The organism is Methanoplanus limicola DSM 2279 (genome assembly GCF_000243255.1).
Taxonomy (GTDB): domain Archaea; phylum Halobacteriota; class Methanomicrobia; order Methanomicrobiales; family Methanomicrobiaceae; genus Methanoplanus; species Methanoplanus limicola.
Genome location: NZ_CM001436.1, coordinates 294,776 through 312,518, shown reverse-complemented (window position 1 = coordinate 312,518; position 17,743 = coordinate 294,776). Strand labels below are relative to the sequence as shown.

22 protein-coding genes and 1 pseudogene are annotated in these 17,743 nt (G+C 38.9%); 8 read left to right on the top strand and 15 right to left on the bottom strand.

Annotated features, from left to right (window positions below; all coding sequences use genetic code 11):
* Nucleotides 1-17: 17 nt before the first annotated feature.
* The 4 genes from METLIM_RS15320 to METLIM_RS01450 form a co-directional block, all read right to left on the bottom strand.
* The gene (locus METLIM_RS15320; RefSeq protein ID WP_004076081.1) at nucleotides 18-578 is read right to left on the bottom strand and encodes an acylphosphatase; all 561 of its coding nucleotides are present in this window, start codon (nucleotides 576-578) and stop codon (nucleotides 18-20) included.
* Between the two features lie 174 nt (nucleotides 579-752).
* On the bottom strand, nucleotides 753-1,565 hold the full coding sequence (locus METLIM_RS01460) for a nucleotidyltransferase domain-containing protein (RefSeq protein WP_157202198.1): 813 nt from the start codon (nucleotides 1,563-1,565) through the stop codon (nucleotides 753-755).
* 80 nt (nucleotides 1,566-1,645) lie between these two features.
* Complete coding sequence (locus METLIM_RS01455) at nucleotides 1,646-2,812, bottom strand: RNA-binding domain-containing protein (RefSeq protein ID WP_004076079.1); 1,167 nt, start codon at nucleotides 2,810-2,812, stop codon at nucleotides 1,646-1,648.
* Nucleotides 2,813-3,027: 215 nt separating this feature from the next.
* The gene (locus METLIM_RS01450) at nucleotides 3,028-4,314 is read right to left on the bottom strand and encodes an ATP-binding protein (protein ID WP_004076078.1); all 1,287 of its coding nucleotides are present in this window, start codon (nucleotides 4,312-4,314) and stop codon (nucleotides 3,028-3,030) included.
* A 197-nt stretch (nucleotides 4,315-4,511) separates the two neighbouring features.
* On the opposite strand from METLIM_RS01450, the gene METLIM_RS01445 reads away from it, so the two are divergent.
* The 7 genes from METLIM_RS01445 to METLIM_RS01415 all read left to right on the top strand — a co-directional run bounded on the left by METLIM_RS01445 (nucleotide 4,512) and on the right by METLIM_RS01415 (nucleotide 7,876).
* Nucleotides 4,512-4,997, top strand: coding sequence for a DUF6398 domain-containing protein (locus METLIM_RS01445; RefSeq protein WP_004076077.1), 486 nt, complete (start codon nucleotides 4,512-4,514; stop codon nucleotides 4,995-4,997).
* 1 nt (nucleotide 4,998) lies between these two features.
* Nucleotides 4,999-5,406, top strand: a complete 408-nt coding sequence (locus METLIM_RS01440) for a HEPN domain-containing protein (RefSeq protein ID WP_004076076.1) — start codon at nucleotides 4,999-5,001, stop codon at nucleotides 5,404-5,406.
* Entirely contained in the window at nucleotides 5,358-5,693 is a 336-nt protein-coding gene (locus METLIM_RS01435) for a nucleotidyltransferase domain-containing protein (RefSeq protein WP_157202197.1), read from the top strand. The genes METLIM_RS01440 and METLIM_RS01435 overlap by 49 nt, the downstream gene beginning before the upstream one ends.
* A 143-nt stretch (nucleotides 5,694-5,836) precedes the next feature.
* Nucleotides 5,837-6,463 carry a hypothetical protein gene (locus METLIM_RS01430; RefSeq protein ID WP_004076074.1) on the top strand — a complete coding sequence of 209 codons (627 nt, stop codon included), beginning with the start codon at nucleotides 5,837-5,839 and terminating at the stop codon, nucleotides 6,461-6,463.
* A gap of 101 nt (nucleotides 6,464-6,564) precedes the next feature.
* Nucleotides 6,565-6,768, top strand: coding sequence for a type II toxin-antitoxin system HicB family antitoxin (locus METLIM_RS01425; protein WP_004076073.1), 204 nt, complete (start codon nucleotides 6,565-6,567; stop codon nucleotides 6,766-6,768).
* Between the two features lie 82 nt (nucleotides 6,769-6,850).
* A complete protein-coding gene (locus METLIM_RS01420; protein ID WP_004076072.1) occupies nucleotides 6,851-7,078 on the top strand; it encodes a type II toxin-antitoxin system HicA family toxin in 228 nt (75 codons plus the stop codon).
* Between the two features lie 249 nt (nucleotides 7,079-7,327).
* Nucleotides 7,328-7,876, top strand: coding sequence for a hypothetical protein (locus METLIM_RS01415; RefSeq protein WP_004076071.1), 549 nt, complete (start codon nucleotides 7,328-7,330; stop codon nucleotides 7,874-7,876).
* A gap of 835 nt (nucleotides 7,877-8,711) precedes the next feature.
* On the opposite strand, the gene METLIM_RS01410 is transcribed toward METLIM_RS01415, so the two are convergent.
* From METLIM_RS01410 to METLIM_RS01375, 7 genes and pseudogenes are all read right to left on the bottom strand, one after another.
* A complete protein-coding gene (locus METLIM_RS01410) occupies nucleotides 8,712-9,041 on the bottom strand; it encodes a hypothetical protein (protein ID WP_052300863.1) in 330 nt (109 codons plus the stop codon).
* A 135-nt stretch (nucleotides 9,042-9,176) separates the two neighbouring features.
* Nucleotides 9,177-9,494: a hypothetical protein gene (locus METLIM_RS01405; RefSeq protein ID WP_004076069.1), complete on the bottom strand. Its 318-nt coding sequence runs from the start codon at nucleotides 9,492-9,494 to the stop codon at nucleotides 9,177-9,179.
* Between the two features lie 315 nt (nucleotides 9,495-9,809).
* Complete coding sequence (locus tag METLIM_RS01400; RefSeq protein ID WP_004076068.1) at nucleotides 9,810-10,736, bottom strand: Rpn family recombination-promoting nuclease/putative transposase; 927 nt, start codon at nucleotides 10,734-10,736, stop codon at nucleotides 9,810-9,812.
* A gap of 175 nt (nucleotides 10,737-10,911) precedes the next feature.
* Nucleotides 10,912-11,283: pseudogene (locus METLIM_RS01395) on the bottom strand (Rpn family recombination-promoting nuclease/putative transposase); the annotation flags it as partial.
* 107 nt (nucleotides 11,284-11,390) lie between these two features.
* Entirely contained in the window at nucleotides 11,391-12,269 is an 879-nt protein-coding gene (locus tag METLIM_RS01390; protein ID WP_004076067.1) for an Rpn family recombination-promoting nuclease/putative transposase, read from the bottom strand.
* Nucleotides 12,270-12,485: 216 nt separating this feature from the next.
* Nucleotides 12,486-13,355, bottom strand: a complete 870-nt coding sequence (locus tag METLIM_RS01385; protein WP_004076066.1) for a hypothetical protein — start codon at nucleotides 13,353-13,355, stop codon at nucleotides 12,486-12,488.
* A 995-nt stretch (nucleotides 13,356-14,350) separates the two neighbouring features.
* Nucleotides 14,351-14,980 (bottom strand): hypothetical protein, encoded by a 630-nt coding sequence (locus tag METLIM_RS01375; protein ID WP_004076065.1) that lies wholly within the window; start codon nucleotides 14,978-14,980, stop codon nucleotides 14,351-14,353.
* Nucleotides 14,981-16,176: 1,196 nt separating this feature from the next.
* Between METLIM_RS01375 and METLIM_RS16820 the strand changes: the two genes are divergently transcribed.
* On the top strand, nucleotides 16,177-16,329 hold the full coding sequence (locus tag METLIM_RS16820) for a hypothetical protein (RefSeq protein WP_004076063.1): 153 nt from the start codon (nucleotides 16,177-16,179) through the stop codon (nucleotides 16,327-16,329).
* Here the strand turns inward: METLIM_RS16820 and METLIM_RS16380 are convergent.
* The 4 genes from METLIM_RS16380 to METLIM_RS15935 form a co-directional block, all read right to left on the bottom strand.
* Nucleotides 16,326-16,493 (bottom strand): hypothetical protein, encoded by a 168-nt coding sequence (locus METLIM_RS16380; protein ID WP_157202196.1) that lies wholly within the window; start codon nucleotides 16,491-16,493, stop codon nucleotides 16,326-16,328. The genes METLIM_RS16820 and METLIM_RS16380 overlap by 4 nt on opposite strands.
* 48 nt (nucleotides 16,494-16,541) lie before the next feature.
* Nucleotides 16,542-16,736, bottom strand: a complete 195-nt coding sequence (locus tag METLIM_RS01370; protein WP_048145453.1) for a hypothetical protein — start codon at nucleotides 16,734-16,736, stop codon at nucleotides 16,542-16,544.
* A gap of 407 nt (nucleotides 16,737-17,143) precedes the next feature.
* A complete protein-coding gene (locus METLIM_RS01365; protein ID WP_048145451.1) occupies nucleotides 17,144-17,383 on the bottom strand; it encodes a PIN domain-containing protein in 240 nt (79 codons plus the stop codon).
* Nucleotides 17,355-17,543, bottom strand: a complete 189-nt coding sequence (locus tag METLIM_RS15935) for a UPF0175 family protein (protein ID WP_245543618.1) — start codon at nucleotides 17,541-17,543, stop codon at nucleotides 17,355-17,357. Before METLIM_RS15935 ends, METLIM_RS01365 begins: the two co-directional genes overlap by 29 nt.
* Nucleotides 17,544-17,743: the final 200 nt, after the last annotated feature.

The following is a 17,743-nucleotide window of genomic DNA, read 5'->3' as shown; positions in this document are numbered from 1 at the left end:
AAACTATTCATCTTCTTTTATGCTCTCCTGTCCGGCTGATCTGATGTTAAATCTGATTCTTCTTCAATGAGCCGTTTATACCTAAGCCACCCGAAGTCCATCTTTTCATCCATAATGGCAATTTTGTTAAAGCCCTCATATAGTTCATAACAGAAATCTTCACGGACCAGCTCAAAATATGAGTATTCGCCTTCTGATTCCTCCCATTTCTGAGTTATTTCTTCAACGTAAACTGGTCTTTTTCTGACTTTTATATCCTCAAAGAACTTCTTTAGGTCTGATTCTTCTCCTTCAGCTACGACTTCAACTGCATGTGGGTAACTGTTGTTAGCCGGAATTTTGTTATGTTGCTTTTCTGGATTATTTTCCGCATTCTCATCATAGTGTGAAGACTTGGTTTCAGGCTGCTTCTTAATTCCTGATTCCGGATCACCTTTTTCAGGTACGCACCCGTCAGGACGAAAATCAATGTATTTTACATAGCCGTGTATGTTATTTTGGTAAGCTGCATCATCCACGATATTTCTGTAACCGACATCACACACCCTGCCGGTTATCTTTGCAGTGACCTTCTTCATAATTGATAATCAGCATTCCGGGTGATAATTCTGTTCGTTGAAAGGGATTGCTGTTATGACAGGTAAATGCACTGGAACATAAACTGCCTCTTATTAGAAGAAGAGATATTTTGGAGTAGATTAGGAATAATTTTGGGCGTTTTGAGGCAGTTAGGAATTATACACGGCAATAACCTATATAACTCCCCGGCATTTAAGCAGGAATTCATCCGCCATTTCGTATGCTTCCTCCGGCGGGGTTTTTGGGAGGGGTGAATTCTCCAGTGCATTGTCAAGCTCTTTCCAGAGTTTTGAGATTAGGGATTCTGCTTCTTCTGCGGAGTAGAGAAGTTCTTTTTCACTGCCGGATTTTTTTATGGCTATCAGGTTGTCTACAACCGGAAATTTGAGACAGGAGTTTAGTACAGTTATGTCGGGTTCTATTTTTCCCTTTTCAAGGGCATATATTCCGGCCATCTGGCTCCTTAGGACATAGAGATATTTTTTTACAGTGGGGCTTCTGCCATTTTCTGTATTTCTGTCTGCCTTCTCTGGAATGTGTTCTTCAGATGTCTGTCTTTCTTCGGAATTTCTGAGTATGTATTTCTCATAATTGTGCACTGCAAGGCCGTGATAGGGTTCATATATCTTTTTGGATAAGGAGATTTCCGCAATTCTCCTTAGTTCCTTAAATTCAGGCCCTTCTGTCAGGGGTTTTGCAAAGATGTGCTCAAGGACGTTTGAATTGTTCTTTAGGAGGAGCAAAAGCTCTTTTTTTATGTCAAATGAGACAAAATCAAAGTCACCGTCCATCTTTTCGATAACATCGCGCTCTTCTTTAAGCCTGCAGATGTCTTTTAGGCTTAGGATATGGCAGCCCCTGATGTCATAATCCGAGTCTTTTGATGGAAAGCCGTAGAGGTGTGCACCGGAAAGAGTATAGAATATGAATTTTCTTCCTGAAAGCTCCTCTTTAATTCTGTCGATCATATATTGTGGTATATTCATGATGGTTTCACCGGCAAATGTTGTAATAAATGTTTTATCCGGAATTTTCCTGCCTGTTTTGGGCAATTAAGATGATATTATCACTCCCGGCTGTACTTCCTGTGGATAATCACTTTAAAGAGGCTGTTTTCACGGTCATCAGTGAAATCTATGTCGGGCCATTCTTCAACTGCACGTTTTATTCCGGAGCCAAGACCCCTGTATGGTAAAAGCCCTTTCGCAGCAAATGATGTCAGAACCGGATTTCTGATATTTGAGTTTCCGGTTTTAATCTTTGCAACAGTGAGGTTGCCCGGCAGATTTCCGGGACTGATGATCTCAATTCTGTTGTCAAATATAAATATCCTGACCGGAGCACTGATGAAGTAATCCCTGTGAATAAGTGCATTTACCAGGAGTTCTTCAAATACAATCTCCGGGACTTCAGGTATTCCGGGTGTATTAATACCTCTTCCGGCCTGGATTTTATGCAGGTTCCGCATGATAAACGATAATGCCTTTTCAAATATCTCAGGAAGTGTCCCTGAGAAGTCTTCCATATCATGATAACTGCTGATATGGAGATCATTGCCGGGATAACAGACGCCCTTAACTATGAATTCCGGTTTAATCCATTCGGGATTTTCTGCGAAGAGCAAAACCCCTGCAAGGTTTAGCTTCCCGGAATCTGTTGCAAGGTTCATATTCTGGAGAATTCTGAGCAGCTCATCATCAGATTCAGGATATGGGATGTCATATTTTTTTTCAAGAAACATTCTGAGACGCAGCCTGTCAATTCTGTCAGTTCCTGCTTTGGTTGGCAGTTCATCTGCATGAAACTGATCGGCACTCTGAAAGAGTCTGCATAATTCCTCTTTTGTATTTACACGCCTTTTATCTGCCCCGGTCTTTAGCCAGATAACTCCGTTTTTATCAAAGTATGGTTTGTCTATGCCTTTTGGGACTGTAAGGACTATTACAATCCTGTTCTTTTCCATACAGACATTCTCTGTCCTGACATTAAGCGGGCTTTTTACATGCTGCGAAGCTGAATTGCTTATTAGCTGATTTAATCTTCCGACATCCTTTAGGGTCAGTCCGGGCACTGTTCCGTCATCTGCAACACCTAAGAATATTGTTCCCCCTTCACTGTTGGCAAAGGCTGCCATCTCTGCTGCAAGTGCATCTGCATTGGTTATATCCTGCTTAAACTGCTTTTGAATGTCTTCGCCTGCAGATATTGCAGTGATTAATTCTTCGGGTGTCATTATTTCTCCGGTTTATTGACCTGCTTTTATTGTTGCTATTTTAAGTCTCAGATCTCTGAGAATATATCCGTTTGTTACAACATTGTATTTTGGTTATGAAATTCTTTTGCTGTATTTTAGCCGGAGTTATTGTCCGGTGTTAGTAACTCCGGGAATTATACCAGAATATTTTATATCTCAGTTATATTATTGCTGCATTCTGCCGGAAATATTGATTAAATTCCGCAGAACCATTTCCATAACGGATAGTATTCTATTTTTATACCGTCTGCTTCTGTGGTATCCTGGTAGTCTTCAGTCAGAATCAGTCCGCTTTTTAGGTTAAATTCTGTGCATGCCTTTACAATTGATCTCTCTTCGCGGGATTTTGTTTTATCATTTTTGGGGTCCCAGCAGACCTGAATAATCTTTGATATATCCATTCCTTCTTTTATCAGGAAGTCGGCTTCAAATCCGCCTTTGTCCTTCCAGTAATAAATATCATGACCTCTTCTTTTAAGCTCAATAAATACTGCATTTTCTGCAAGTTTTCCAATATCAGACGAAAAACTGAATGAAACTTCATTTCTAAGCCCGGTATCTGTTGCATATATTTTTTTATTCTGCTTATACTGCACTTTCAGCTTGTATGAGAATAATGGAAGTTGTAGAATCATTAGTGAGTCTAACAGGTATCCTGTATATTTTTCAGCCGTTTCTACAGTTACATCTGTATTTTTGGAAATTCTGCTGTATGAATATTCTGATGTTGTGTTTGTAAGCATGAAATGGGAAATTCTTTTGGTGATATTGTAATCCGCACCAAACCTGGAGGCTATATCTCTTGCAATGATATCATTGTAAAGAGAGGTTAGAATCATTTTATGGATGTAATCTTCTGTTCCTGCGGATTCAGGAAATCCTCCTTCTTTGAGGTATTTAGTGAGGTGATAAAGGAGTCTTTCTCTGTTGTTTAGAAGGTAGTCCTGATCTAATCCTTTAAGGCCGGATATTTTAAGATATTCCGGAAATGATAATGGAAAAACTTCAGATGTAATGTGTCTTCCGGATAAAACTCTTCCGGTTTCCTGTGACAGCAGGCTTGCAGATGAGCCTGACAGGAATATCTGTGAGAATTTTTTTGTATCATACAGCATTCTTATCCAGTTTTCAAAGCCTTTCTTCTGCTGAATTTCATCAAGGAATATGTGTGATATTTCAGGGTTTATTTTGTATATTTCTTTTAGGATTTCATCAAAAGAGGCTGCATTTATTGTCGGATCGTCAAAATTGATGAATATTATGTTCTTTGGGTCAGTCCCTGTTTTGATCAGGTAATCTGCTGTCTGATAGAGTACTGTTGTCTTGCCGGAACGCCTTACGCCTATGATGTCTTTTATATGCGGTGTTTTCAGTGTCTTAATTATTGAATCTGTAATATCACGATGTATTCCTAAGATTTGGTCCGGGATTTTTTTCTCAGCCCACCAGGGGTTCCATCTGCGTACAGCCTCATCTATCATTACAGATAATGTTTCTGCAGACTATTTAATATGTTCTTATGTTGACTACAAAATGTATCATTTATTGTCTATGACTGAAGATAATAATTAAAAATAATCCTATTGTTTAGCCGAATGAATGTTGCTGTGGCTTCGTATTAATGTTATTGTTTCAGTAATTATTTTGTATTCAACAAAACTGATATAATAATGATAACATGGCAAAGGATAAGGAAGCGGTAAAGGAGAAGACTGAACAGCTCATTGAGATGACAGCCGGGTTCTGCGATGAATGCCTGGATGAGGAGTACAAAGAACTCTGTGAGAAGCTGATCCGTAAGATGTCGAGGAAGAGGACTGTTCCTTTCATGACCGGAAGAATGGATATATGGGCTGCATCTGTTATTTATGCACTGGGGAGCATTAATTTTCTCTTTGATAAAAATACACAGCCGTATGCGACTGCGGATGATATATGCGATTATTTCGGGACAAAGAAGAGCACGACCTCACAGAAGTCCAAAGTAATCCGTGATCTGTTTAAGATGTCTTATTTTGATGATGAGTTCTCCACCGGAAGAATGCGTGAGAAGAATCCGTTTAACAGCTTTGTGATGATAGACGGCATGATTGTTCCAAAGAGTGTGCTTCCGCCTGAACTCCGGGAAGAGATTGAGATTATTGAGGAGCTAAAAAGGAAGTAACATGGAGAATAATCTCCATGAAGCTTTTAAGTGGCTAAAACAGGCTGAAGGAGATCTTAAAAGTGCAGGGAACAGTGTCAGCACATCTGATTTCAACTGGGCATGTTTTCAGGCACAGCAAAGTGCTGAGAAGGCCTTAAAATCTGTTCTTTACGGGAGAGGGTACAGGAAAATTCTGACCTATTCAGTATTTGATCTCATTAAAAAGACCGGAAAACTGGATGAATCTTTTTTAGATCTCAGAAAAGAGGGCAAAGTTCTTGATGGTTATTATATGAGTACCAGATATCCCGATAGTATAGTCAGTGATTTGACACCGTCAGAATATTTTGAGGAGGAGGATGCAGAAGAATGTATCAGATGTGCAGAATTAATATTGAAGAAAGTGAAGGAAGTTTTGAAAGCCTGAAACTGGAAATAAAGAGACTTGCAGGAAAAATTCGCTTAAGGTGGAATGTTGAGAGAATAATACTTTACGGCTCTGTTGCACGGGGGGACTATAATGAGGCAAGTGATGTCGATCTCCTTGTAGTTGCAGACTTTAAGGAGCGTTTTCATAAAAGGCCCGGTGAGATTATGGAGATGACCGAACTTCCGGTTGAGGCCATATGCTATACAAAGGAAGAGTTTGGTGAGATGCTAAAGCGACAGAACTCTTTTGTCTGTACAATCCTTGATGAGGGTATTCTTATCTGAGTCATCCGGAAAAATACCTGCATCATGACCATTATCTCTGTGTTGATATATAGCAGACAGGACCTGTAATCACAGCCATGAAAGTTATAATCTCTCACAGGTTTTTGTAATATTACTGCTAAAAGCTGAGGGAATTTCCTGGAATGAGATTTAACATCGATAATGAAGTTATTGCGATAATTGGAAATAGTTATTTTCTGGCAGAGTCAAAATTAATAATTATGGCCGGAAAAAAGAAGACTGCCTCAACACCCCTGCTTGATTCCCTTGACCTGTCAGGGAGGAGCACTGTTCTTTATAACATAATCCGTGAATATCCTGATATCAGAGCTTATGCTGAAGAGATTGCAGAAGGTCTGTTATGTGATGTTGATATTGATGATATTGCAGAGTCTCTTGCTGATGAACTTGACTACCTGAAGGTTGAAGAGGTCTGGGACAGTTCCGGGAGAACACGTGATGGTTATGTTGATCCTGGTGAGAGGGCATATGAGATGCTTGAGGAGATAACTGATGAATATGTTATGGAGATGAATAAATACATTGAGAGGGGAATGCCCGATCAGTCCCGTGATTACTGTGCCGGAATTCTTTATGGGCTGTATAAATTTGAAAAAGATTACCATTCAGATGTTCTTGAGGAGACTCCTGATTATTGTCATGACAGGTTTTCATGGATTAGAAAAGAGTGGGAGAAAAAGATTGGCGATGATAAACAGGTAAAACTTCTGGCAGATATTTTAGAGGAGAAGGGAATGGCAGAATGGTGAGATGAACATAATCTTTCACATGAAATATTAGACCGGCAGGGATTACGGCAGATATTTGATTTTATGATAAATTATAAGTTCCCGGAATTATAATTACTATCATGAATCTTCGTGTCATTCTTGAGCCAGGTGATGAAGGAGGATATACTGTTTATGTGCCATCTCTGCCAGGCTGCATAAGTGAGGGAGATACAAGAGAAGAGGCACTTAAAAATATCAGGGAGGCCATTGCATTATATCTCGAACCTGTTCCTGATGATATGTTATTGAATGATAATGCAGAACAGGTAGAGATCGCTGTGTAAATCAGGGAATTATCATTCCATTCAGGCATTAGATAATTGTAGGTGCATTGCCCCTTGATTTTTAATTTTTCCGGTATTTCCAATGGATAAAGTACCTTCAGTTAATTATGACAGACTAATTGTTGCTCTTCAGAGATATGGTTTTGTTGTTGTCAGACAAAGAGGCAGTCACATGCGTCTGCAAAAACATCTGCATAATAAAACTCTGAAAATAACTGTTCCTGCACACAAACCATTGAAACGTTCAACTCTTTCACATATTCTAAAACAGGCCGGTTTAACTGTTGAAGAATTCAACGATCTTCTCTAATCAATTGCTCAAATGGATTCACCCCACATTACATTAAATTTCCTTCTTTAGCTTTTCTGCTTCTTCCTCTAAGAGATGATACTTTGCTTTTCTGAGAACTTCACCAGCTTCACTATATTTGGGAGAATGCACCGGAGCATCCTGAGTCTGTTACTTCTGGCTAAAAGTGGATCAGTTTTCATGACCATTTGCATGCCAGTCTGATTTTTTGAAAATGAATATATTCTGTCGGAGTTAAAACTAATTATTATGGCCGGAAAAAAGAAGACTGCCTCAACACCTCTCCTTGATTCCCTTGACCTGTCCGGGAGGAGCACTGTACTTTATAATATAATCCGTGAATATCCTGATATAAGAGCTTATGCTGAAGAGATTGCAGAAGGTCTGTTATGTGATGTTGATACTGATGATATTGCAGAGTCTCTTGCAGATGAACTTGACTGCCTGAATGTTGAAGAGGTCTGGGACAGTTCCGGGAGAACACGTGACGGTTATATTTACCCCGGTGAGAGGGCATATGAGATGCTTGAGGAGATAACTGACGAATATGTTATGGAGATGAATAAATACATTGAGAGGGGAATGCCCGATCAGTCCCGTGATTACTGTGCCGGAATTCTTTATGGACTGTATAAATTTGAAAAGGAATACAGTTCAGATGTTCTTGAGGAGATTCCTGATTTCTGTCATGACAAGTTTTTCTGGATAAAGAAAGAGTGGGAGAAAAAGATTAGTGATGAGAAACAGGTAAAACTTCTTGCAGATATTTTAGAGGAGAAGGGGCCTTCTGAATGGTGAGAGTAATATTATTTTTTTTACCGGAATTTCTGTACTTCTTTTGTAGTCTCTTTGCTTTCGCTCATTTCAAAAGGTAAATGATCAAATTGAACCTTAAATCCTCACATTTGGATTATTTTATACATTAAGACTATATGCATTGATTATTTTTGAACGTATCCTTAGCATATTTATCTGCCCTGGTCATGCATAGTATTTCATTGTTTATGGACGATATAATTAATGATTGTGTAGTTTATATTTGATAAATCTTAAACAATTTGTCGTTTATATTCGATAAATCTCAAACATTTGTCGTTTGTATCCGATAAATCTTAAACATTTTGTCGTTTGTATCCGATAAATCTTAAACAATTTGTCGTTTATATTCGATAAATCTCAAACATTTGTCGTTTGTATCCGATAAATCTTAAACATTTTGTCGTTTGTATCCGATAAATCTCAAACATTTTGTCGTTTATATTCCGGGAAGAACTGAACAGTTAGTCCGGTCAAACTGAACACCCTTTCCGGAGATATTGAACAGTTCAGGTCTTAAAGTGGAGTTTCCTGAAAGTTATATGCTTACCGGTGTCTTATAATGATATTTGTGCTTACAGGGTGAAATGCGGCCGATTTGATAGAGTGCCTACTGTGGTCGGCCTTTGACAGTTGACTTATGATACAGGATATATCCGTTGTGGCAGGTGTTCAATGTCAGCAAAAGACTGTTTCGGTACTGCCGGACTTTGGTGTTCAGTGTCAAACTGAATTAATGTTCAAATGAGGCAGGATATACACACAATATTGCCGGTTAGGAAAATATGAATTTCCTGAAGAGATTTTCCAGATGCCTTTATAGCTCAACTTCAGACCTTAGCCTGGCTATTTTTTCTGCCGGAAGTTCTGTGATCTTCATTATAATGTCATCATCCATCCCAAGTGAAATCATTTTTTTTGCGTCATGGATAATTCCTTCTTCTCTCCCTTTTATTTCTCCTCTCTCCTCAGCTGCCTGCATCCTGAGATCAACCTCGATTATCTCGGTTATTCTCTCTTCATATGCCCTTCTGCTCTCTTCATCTTCACTCATATCACGTAAGCGGTCATATGCCTTCGCGACTTTGGGTTTTCCTTCTGCGGCCATTATTAATTCCTCCTTTGTTGCTGCATTAAGAAACATCATTCAAAGGTACTTCGGGATTGTCTTTATTAGCCCTATATGAATATCTGGAAATCTAAAAGGTCATAGGATACGCAAAGGACAATGGAATCTTTAAAAAAATATATTTCCTGAGGATTCTGGATTAATTCCGGGTTCTCACTCAGACTTTTCTTCAGACCTTAGCCGGGCTATTTTTTCTGCCGGAAGTTCTGTGATCTTCATTATGAAATCATCATCCACTCCAAGTGAAATCATTTTTCTTGCGTTATGGATTATTCCTTCTTCTCTCCCTTCTTCCCTTCCTTTTATTTCTCCTCTGATTTCTCCTCTCTCCTCAGCTGCCTGCATCCTGAGATCAACCTCGATTATCTCGGTTATTCTCTCTTCATATGCCCTTCTGCTCTCTTCATCTTCACTCATATCACGTAAGCGGTCATATGCCTTCGCGACTTTGGGTTCAGCTTCTGCGGCCATTATTAATTCCTCCTTTGAGGCTGTTGCGTGAATAAAATTTGATGGACTGATGATAAATTATTTGTATTTATTGGTTAAAAATTGTCAAAAAAATATCCGTTTGCCAAATAAAATTATCTTATTATCTACAAAAAATAACCGTGCAACAGCCTCCTTTGTTGCTGCATTAAGAAACATCATTCAAAGGTACTTCGGGATTGTCTTTATTAGCCCTATATGAATATCTGGAAATCTAAAAGGTCATAGGGTACGCAAAGGACAATGGAATCTTTAAAAAAATATATTTCCTGAGGATTCTGGATTAATTCCGGTTTCTCACTCAGACTCTTCTTCGGACCTTAGCCGGGCTATTTTTTCTGCCGGAAGTTCTGTGATTTTCATTATAATGTCATCATCCATCCCAAGTGAGATCATTTTTTTTGCGTCATGGATAATTCCTTCTTCTCTCCCTTCTTCTCTCCCTTCTTCCCTTCCTTTTATTTCTCCTCTGATTTCTCCTCTCTCCTCAGCTGCCTGCATCCTGAGATCAACCTCGATTATCTCGGTTATTCTCTCTTCATATGCCCTTCTGCTCTCTTCATCTTCACTCATATCACGTAAGCGGTCATATGCCTTCGCGACTTTGGGTTCAGCTTCTGCGGCCATTATTAATTCCTCCTTTGTTGCTGCGTTTAAAAACATTAGCCACGGGATTTCCGGATCGTCCTTATTATGTTCCTGATGATATTTAAGTTTTGGTAGTTCGACAATGTGCACTTCCTGGGCATCTGCCAGTTCTATCCCGTACCTCAGGTCAGAAGGCCTGAAAATAGTATGCATATATTCAATATCAAGGAGGTTATAATCGAGAATAACCAGAGATATAGTCTTATTAAGCAGGTGATACCCGTCTCCTGCTGAGATCTGTGATGTATACAGCTTTGAATTATAATACAGAATTCTCCTCCTTATTGCCGGATGATCCCTCAACTGAATTTCCACATCCACCTGAACCCCTGAATCCAGGACTATCCTGATGTCCAGTATTCCGGTTTTATCTCCGGCCTTCTGCTTAAGAAGAAAGGGATCTTTAATTTTGATGTCTTCAATTGGGATCTGAAGCATGGCCCTTAGAAAGGCTATTGTGATCTCTTTGTTCTTCTCATCTCCAAATAACAGCCTAAAGGCAAAGTCGTTTTTTGGAGACATGATGAAGGAGCCATCCGGTGTGGCTATTTTAGGTGGGAAGTTACGTTTTGTCATGATAAAAATGGGTGCCTGGCCTGCTATTCTGTGACCATATTTCAAATGGAGTGCGTAGAAGGGAAGGGTCCTTCCCTTCTCTTGTCATCAATTGCTTTGTGTATTTCACAGGTTTAAGCAGGTAATATTGCCGGTTAGAAAAATATAAGTCCCGAAAGGGATTTTGCAGATGGCTTTATGGCCCAACTTCAGATCTAAGTTGAGAAATCTTTTCCGGAGATAACTTAGTTGCTTTTATTATAATATCATCGTTCATTCCAAGCAGTATCAGGTTCTTTGCAGTATTAATAATCCCTTCTTCTCTTCCTTTTATTTCTCCTCTGATTTCTCCTCTCTCCTCAGCTGCCTGCATCCTGAGATCAACCTCGATTATCTCGGTTATTCTCTCTTCATATGCCCTTCTGCTCTCTTCATCTTCACTCATATCACGTAAGCGGTCATATGCCTTCGCGACTTTGGGTTCAGCTTCTGCGGCCATTATTAATTCCTCCTTTGTTGCTGCGTTTAAAAACATTAGCCACGGGATTTCCGGATTGTTCTTATGTTGAACCATCCATATGATATGCCTGTCATGGATGGTGTGGGTAATACGGGGATAACGAAAAGTATTTGGATAAGATATTTTTCAGAAAGTTAAAGGTTAATCGCCGCTTTTTATTTTGATTCAACTTCAGATCTTAGCTGAGCTATTTTTTCTGCCGGAAGTTCTGTAACTTTCATTATGATCTCATCATCCATCCCAAGTAAGATCATGTTTTTAGCATCACGATTACCTTTATTTTCCTCTCCTCTCTCCTCAGCTGCCTGCATCCTGAGATCAACCTCGATTATCTCGGTTATTCTCTCTTCATATGCCCTTCTGCTCTCTTCATCTTCACTCATATCACGTAAGCGGTCATATGCCTTCGCGACTTTGGGTTCAGCTTCTGCGGCCATTATTAATTCCTCCTTTGTTGCTGCGTTTAAAAACATTAGCCACGGGATTTCCGGATCGTCCTTATGTTGTTGTCGATAATATTTAAGTTTTGGTAGTTCAACAATATGCACTTCCTGGGCATCTGCCAGTTCTATCCCGTACCTCAGGTCAGAAGGCCTGAAAATAGTATGCATATATTCAATATCAAGGAGGTTATAATCGAGAATAACCAGAGATATAGTCTTATTAAGCAGGTGATACCCATCTCCTGCTGAGATCTGTGATGTATACAGCTTTGAGTTATAATACAGAATTCTCCTCCTTATTGCCGGATGATCCCTCAACTGAATTTCCACATCCACCTGAACCCCTGAATCCAGGACTATCCTGATGTCCAGTATTCCGGTTTTATCTCCGGCCTTCTGCTTAAGAAGAAAGGGATCTTTAATTTTGATGTCTTCAATTGGGATCTGAAGCATGGCCCTTAGAAAGGCTATTGTGATCTCTTTGTTCTTCTCATCTCCAAATAACAGCCGAAAGGCAAAGTCGTTTTTTGGAGACATGATGAAGGAGCCATCCGGTGTGGCTATTTTAGGTGGGAAGTTACGTTTTGTCATGATAAAAATCCGGTTGAATAATGCCTGAATTTCAAAACTTCATTAATATCTCAGATATTCATTGATATAGCTCTTCTCAGGATTTCTGAGATGGTATATGGATCAGGTCTCTGTGGTATTCATAGCAACAAAAAATCAATCAGGGAACAGAATGGGTGTCTGTCCACCTCTTCTGTTTCATTTCCCTGTGCTCTTTTTCTGCCTTATTTTTCTGTGCTATCTCTCTGCAATGGTGAAAGAGATCTTATAATTATGCCGGCCCGTTCTTCTGATATTCATCGTCCGGAAGTTGTTGCCGTGTTCTTTAATGATGTCTGACACTCTCTTTGGAAGTAAAAAGAGAGGATACATCCCGCCGTCAAGTTCTTTTCCGGTATCAGCTGCTTTATTGTAACTGCTTACAGAACTGGTTGCCTTGCCTGAGCTTTTTGCAGGACAGGCTTTCTCGTTAGGATCGGTTTCCTCATTAGGACCGGTCTCCTCCTTAGGGCTGGTTATGAGTTCTTTTCCTGGATCAGAAATGTAATATTTTTCTGAATCTGTTATGGATTTGAGGTTGGAGTTCGGTTTGTATCCGAAGTTGTTGCCGTAATTCCTGCCATTATTACTGGCCGGATATGCCGTTCCGGTTCCTGCCCCACATCCGGCACAAATTCCGGTATCACTCACGATCATATCTCCTGTTTCAGCCTCAAAGTCATAATAGACAGCTTTTAATCTCTCTCTCACTTCTCCTTTATCACCTCCCTTTAATTCCTCTGCTCTCTTTTTTCCTGAACTTTCTGCTTTTTTTAATTCCTCTGCTCTTTCTTCTCTTTCACTTTCTCCTCTTACGTTCAGGTCCGCTGATTCATCATCCACATTTACTCTCATATTTTCTGTCCCCTTTTTGACTGATTTTTCTTCAACCGATTCTGACACCGTTGATTTCACTGCCGTTGATTCAACTGCCGTTGATTCGTCTTCCGGCCCTTTTCTTCTCTCATCTCTCTTCCCTTCCGGTTCATCATCCACATTTACTCTCATATTTTCTGTCCCCTTTTCGGCTGATTTCTCTTCAACCGATTCTGACGCTATTGATTTCACTGCTATTGATTCAACTGCTGCTGATTCTAACGTAATTGATCCAACTGCCTTTGATTCGTCTTCCGGTCACTTATTCTCTTTTCAGTTTCCGGTTCCGTTGATCTCTGATTATCATAATCTGTTAATCTCCCAGGTCTCACTGCCGGTTCTCCTGATTGTGTTTGTCTCTTTTGTATAAGAACTGTTTCCGCGTGGAGTGAAAGTAAAAACTCAATTTTTTGAGTTTTAAATCCTTAAAAGCTTCATTAAAAACTTCATTAAAAGAATATATTATTTATGGGCTGTGTATATTGCCCCTGAATTGAACACATGTTCAGTTTGACACTGAACATCCTTTCCGGCAGGTCATGTCTGTAAATTGTCTTTACATAATCTGTGCATATCCTACACCTCATCCATACATGATCTATACCTCATCTATACATTGCCAGTACATGAACTTCTTTTTGGATTGTGGGTATATTATGGTTCCAGCGGTTTCTGCCTGCTGTGAATACCCGGAAGGGTATTCCTGATGGCTGAGTTGTTGGCTGAGTTGTTAGCCGGGCTGTCGGTTATTGACTATTGTATTTGCTGTTGGCTATTAGCTGTTGCATTAGCGAAAAGCCCTGAGGTCAGGGCGTGTCCTCAAAGTGATACTTTCACAGGGTTTCACAGGGTTTCACAAGGGCCGGCAGGGATTCACAGGGTTTTGCAGGGGTTGCCGGAAAAGTGGAAAAAGGGGTGCCTGGCCCATCCCTTTTTGGTACATATCACATGAGGGTGGGTTCAAGGTAGGATCATCCTCTCTCCCGTAATCAGTTACTCACTCTGCAACATTGAATTTGTAATAATTTCTGAGGCTGTTGCGTGAATAAAATTTGATGGATAAATGTATAAATAATTAGTGGCTGTGGGACAATATTCTCCAAAAACCAGACAATTGTCCTGTAAAATTATCTTATTGTCTATAGAAAAATAACCGTGCAACAGCCTCTTCTCATAAGTCCATTACACTATTCAATGTAGTCGATTTTATTTTCCGGAGGATTCTCTTTCAGATATTTTTCTCCATACCAGCATATTAAATAAAGGCCACCAATGTAGATAACTGCAAAGAACAGTAACAGCGTTGTATTCAGCTCAATTTCATATTGTACATTAAGGTAGGCACCATAACAGAAAGAAAGAAGAGCAATTATGACCTGAGCTGCTATTAATGAGAAGATAAAGGATAATATTCTTTCCCTGTGCTGTTCAACAATTTCGTGTCTTTTTCCCGGAGGAAACAGTTTCTTAAAAGAAACCTGATCTTTGGAAGGATTTCCATGAATTCTGATTACAAGCAGCGTACCCATTGTCGTAGCTACAATTGTGAATGCAATGAATGCATCAAGCGTAATCTGCAAAGAATTCAGTATTAAGATGTACGATGACATCAAAGGTACAGAAACTAAAAAATAAACCTTTAATATCTTCTTTTTCCTTTGCTTTTCATTATTTGTTTTGTAATTATGATATACCCCTATAAAAGAAATTTGCTCTGATAACCAGGGAAGAACATAAAATATTGTCAGACAGAAAAATATTACAAGCAATAAGGATATTGTTGGAGGATATAAAAAACCGGATAGTTCATCCATCATAACTACTTATTATGAATTACCTGACTCTTTTTGCTTATATATACATTAAAAAGTACAAATGCATACATAAATCCAAGACCTATGAGCAATGAATTCGACAGCATTGCAATTATACTTGCAGAGCCTAAAAACAATTGTAATCCAGCTGTAATTATATTTGATAATACCATAGCAATCAGAATTTACAGATATATATATTGTATTTTCTATTATTAATTCTTTGCTTGTTCTTCAAATATTTTCTCCCGGTGATTGATATTATTGGATTATTATGGGTAAAACCCAACCCTTTGAATTTGAAGATCCAGCCTATACCTTTGAGTCTCATCTGAAGCTATTTATATATAATTAGTTTTTTGCCAAAAGAAGTTGTTTTTGCAGTTAATTTAAATGACTCTTCTCCAATTTTCTGAAAGAGTATATTTACCTGATATTTGTAGCGTTCATAGCGACAAAAATTGACCCGGGCACAGAAGGGGTGCCTGTCCACCCCTTCTGTGACCTATCCTATTGGGGGTGGGTTCAAGGGAGGGGTCTCCCCTCCCTTGCATTGGATCCCTCTTAATTATGGAAGAGGAGTATTGACCGGAGGTTATTTTAATTTGTCCCTTATTCAAACTATCATTTATGTTTAAGGACTCTTCTCCAATTTTCTGAGGAAACATATTGGTTAGATCTTTGTAATGTCCATAACAACAAAAATCAATCCGGGCACAGAAGTGGTGCCAGTCCACCTCTTTTTGTGACCTGTCGCATGGGGGTGGGTTTTAGGAGAAGAGGGAGATTCCTTTCTCCCGTAATCAGTCACTCACCCTTTAATGTTTAACAGAACTTTTCACAAGAGCAAAAAATAGAATATGTCCTGTTTTGTCAGTAGAATATCACAAATTGTATATTCTGTAGCAATTGAGGCTGTTGCGTGAATAAAAATTAATAGACAAATGAATAAATGATTGGTACATTTGGGTAAAGTATTGGCAACAAAAAAACAATTGTCGTGCGAAATTATCTTATAGTCTACAGAAAAGTTACCATGCAACAGCCTCAATTGGACAGTAAATCCGTTTAGGATAGCCGATTATATGATCCTGAACAATAATTCCGGCAGTATTGCATAAGTCCTGCTTTGATGGTTAAATTAATATCGGTCCTTTGCATATAATATTATAAGTGAAAAGAGGATGGGTGAGCCGACTATGAATAAAGTAATTAATAAATCAGAATATAACATTTCACGGGGCAAAAGAACTGTAAAGCCGGATGAAGGGCTAAACAAATTTGAGAGAGAGGCCCTGCAGGATACTTTAAGACGTCATAAAGTTTCATTCAGAGAGCTTGCAAAACACTAAAGTTCTTTTCCGGGTTCTTCCTTAACGTTATTTTTAAGCCATTCCTCTACATCATCAACTGAAAGTTCATATCCACATTTTTTTACGTTATATGTTGCAACATTTATTGTAAAATTTTTAATTTCTTCCTCCGAAGCCGAAATTAACAGGTTTTTTGTGGCCAACACATTTTCAGCAACTGCTGTTCTTTTGTTCCCCTGAAAAAAAGGATGTTATGTAGTAATTTTATAATATAGCCAGGCTGCATGTTCAAAGAGATTATTCTTCCAGTTCCATTCATTGACGATATAATCCAGTGTTCCCTGATCCCGGATTTTGCCCTCCATCCCAATATCTTCAGGGAGATCACTACTTAGAATTATCTGTGACTGAATATCAGTCAATTTCCTTGCAGTTGGTTCAATCATAAATATACCACTTATTTTATCCCTATAGTCTCTCCAATAATCAAAATTTTAGTTTTTAATCTGTTTTTATTTATTCTAATCACTTTTAATCATTATAACTCTTCTCAAATTTTATGAGATAATATATTGACCAGTTCTTTTTAGTGTTCATAACGACAGAATGAGCACATCCGGGTATAGAATGGATACCTGGGTCTCCTTTTTGGGACATATCGCAAGGGGAAGTCAGGTGGGGGAGTCTTTTTCTCCGCTTCTACTACCTGACATCCAGTGTTTACAGAGTGTTTCAGCAGGACATATGGAAACCAGATAAAGCACTTCGGTGCATATATGAGGTATCACAGACATGAAACCATAATTTCCGGATGTGATTCGTCAAAAAAATGATTGGATTGATGTCTGTAATGTTAATGATTAATAATCTCAAGTGTGGGCACTCTTGAAAAATCTTTAGTATTATTTGTCAAAACCTTTGCACCGTGATAAAGGGCAATGGCTGCAATCAGTTTGTCAAATTTACCAATCGGAGTTCCTTTCTTTTCAAGCCTTGCTGATAGTTCCCCATATGCCGGATAATAATCATTATTGAATTCAAAAACAGGGATTACACTCAGAATGTCATTTATTTTCTTTATATGGATAAGCATAAAACCCCTTGGTCTTTTGCCAAGAAGCTCTTCTGAATTCCCATCTTTTCATTTCCGCAAGTTCACAGGTTTTTCCGGACGGTAATATTCCCCTCTGATACGGGGCAAGTGCAAATTCCTGCTTAAGCTCTGCCTGTAAGTTATCCGGAGGAAGGCTAATGCCTGGATGATGTGCTGAGGGACTGTTATGGTTATTTCTGTCATTTTTGTCTCTCTGAATATATTAGCTGGTGAATTAGACTCACGAATTAATAAATATGACTCTCTTCTGACATACTGCAATGCTCTGAATTCTGAGCTATCTTTACTCTTCTGAGATGGTCAATTATATAGCATTCATAACGACAGAATGAGCTTATC

Bases quoted from the DNA above. Each gene is read 5' to 3' on its own strand.
- METLIM_RS01405 (WP_004076069.1), bottom strand. From the start codon at position 9,494: ATGGCCGCAGAAGCTGAACCCAAAGTCGCGAAGGCATATGACCGCTTA.
- METLIM_RS01400 (WP_004076068.1), bottom strand. From the start codon at position 10,736: ATGACAAAACGTAACTTCCCACCTAAAATAGCCACACCGGATGGCTCC.
- METLIM_RS01410 (WP_052300863.1), bottom strand. From the start codon at position 9,041: ATGATGTTTCTTAATGCAGCAACAAAGGAGGAATTAATAATGGCCGCA.
- METLIM_RS01420 (WP_004076072.1), top strand. From the start codon at position 6,851: ATGGATAAAGTACCTTCAGTTAATTATGACAGACTAATTGTTGCTCTT.
- METLIM_RS01415 (WP_004076071.1), top strand. From the start codon at position 7,328: ATGGCCGGAAAAAAGAAGACTGCCTCAACACCTCTCCTTGATTCCCTT.
- METLIM_RS01445 (WP_004076077.1), top strand. From the start codon at position 4,512: ATGGCAAAGGATAAGGAAGCGGTAAAGGAGAAGACTGAACAGCTCATT.
- METLIM_RS15320 (WP_004076081.1), bottom strand. From the start codon at position 578: ATGAAGAAGGTCACTGCAAAGATAACCGGCAGGGTGTGTGATGTCGGT.
- METLIM_RS01430 (WP_004076074.1), top strand. From the start codon at position 5,837: ATGAGATTTAACATCGATAATGAAGTTATTGCGATAATTGGAAATAGT.
- METLIM_RS01425 (WP_004076073.1), top strand. From the start codon at position 6,565: ATGAATCTTCGTGTCATTCTTGAGCCAGGTGATGAAGGAGGATATACT.
- METLIM_RS01365 (WP_048145451.1), bottom strand. From the start codon at position 17,383: ATGCTTATCCATATAAAGAAAATAAATGACATTCTGAGTGTAATCCCT.
- METLIM_RS01455 (WP_004076079.1), bottom strand. From the start codon at position 2,812: ATGACACCCGAAGAATTAATCACTGCAATATCTGCAGGCGAAGACATT.
- METLIM_RS01450 (WP_004076078.1), bottom strand. From the start codon at position 4,314: ATGATAGATGAGGCTGTACGCAGATGGAACCCCTGGTGGGCTGAGAAA.
- METLIM_RS01375 (WP_004076065.1), bottom strand. From the start codon at position 14,980: ATGATGGATGAACTATCCGGTTTTTTATATCCTCCAACAATATCCTTA.
- METLIM_RS16820 (WP_004076063.1), top strand. From the start codon at position 16,177: ATGAATAAAGTAATTAATAAATCAGAATATAACATTTCACGGGGCAAA.
- METLIM_RS01440 (WP_004076076.1), top strand. From the start codon at position 4,999: ATGGAGAATAATCTCCATGAAGCTTTTAAGTGGCTAAAACAGGCTGAA.
- METLIM_RS01435 (WP_157202197.1), top strand. From the start codon at position 5,358: ATGTGCAGAATTAATATTGAAGAAAGTGAAGGAAGTTTTGAAAGCCTG.
- METLIM_RS01390 (WP_004076067.1), bottom strand. From the start codon at position 12,269: ATGACAAAACGTAACTTCCCACCTAAAATAGCCACACCGGATGGCTCC.
- METLIM_RS01370 (WP_048145453.1), bottom strand. From the start codon at position 16,736: ATGATTGAACCAACTGCAAGGAAATTGACTGATATTCAGTCACAGATA.
- METLIM_RS01460 (WP_157202198.1), bottom strand. From the start codon at position 1,565: ATGAATATACCACAATATATGATCGACAGAATTAAAGAGGAGCTTTCA.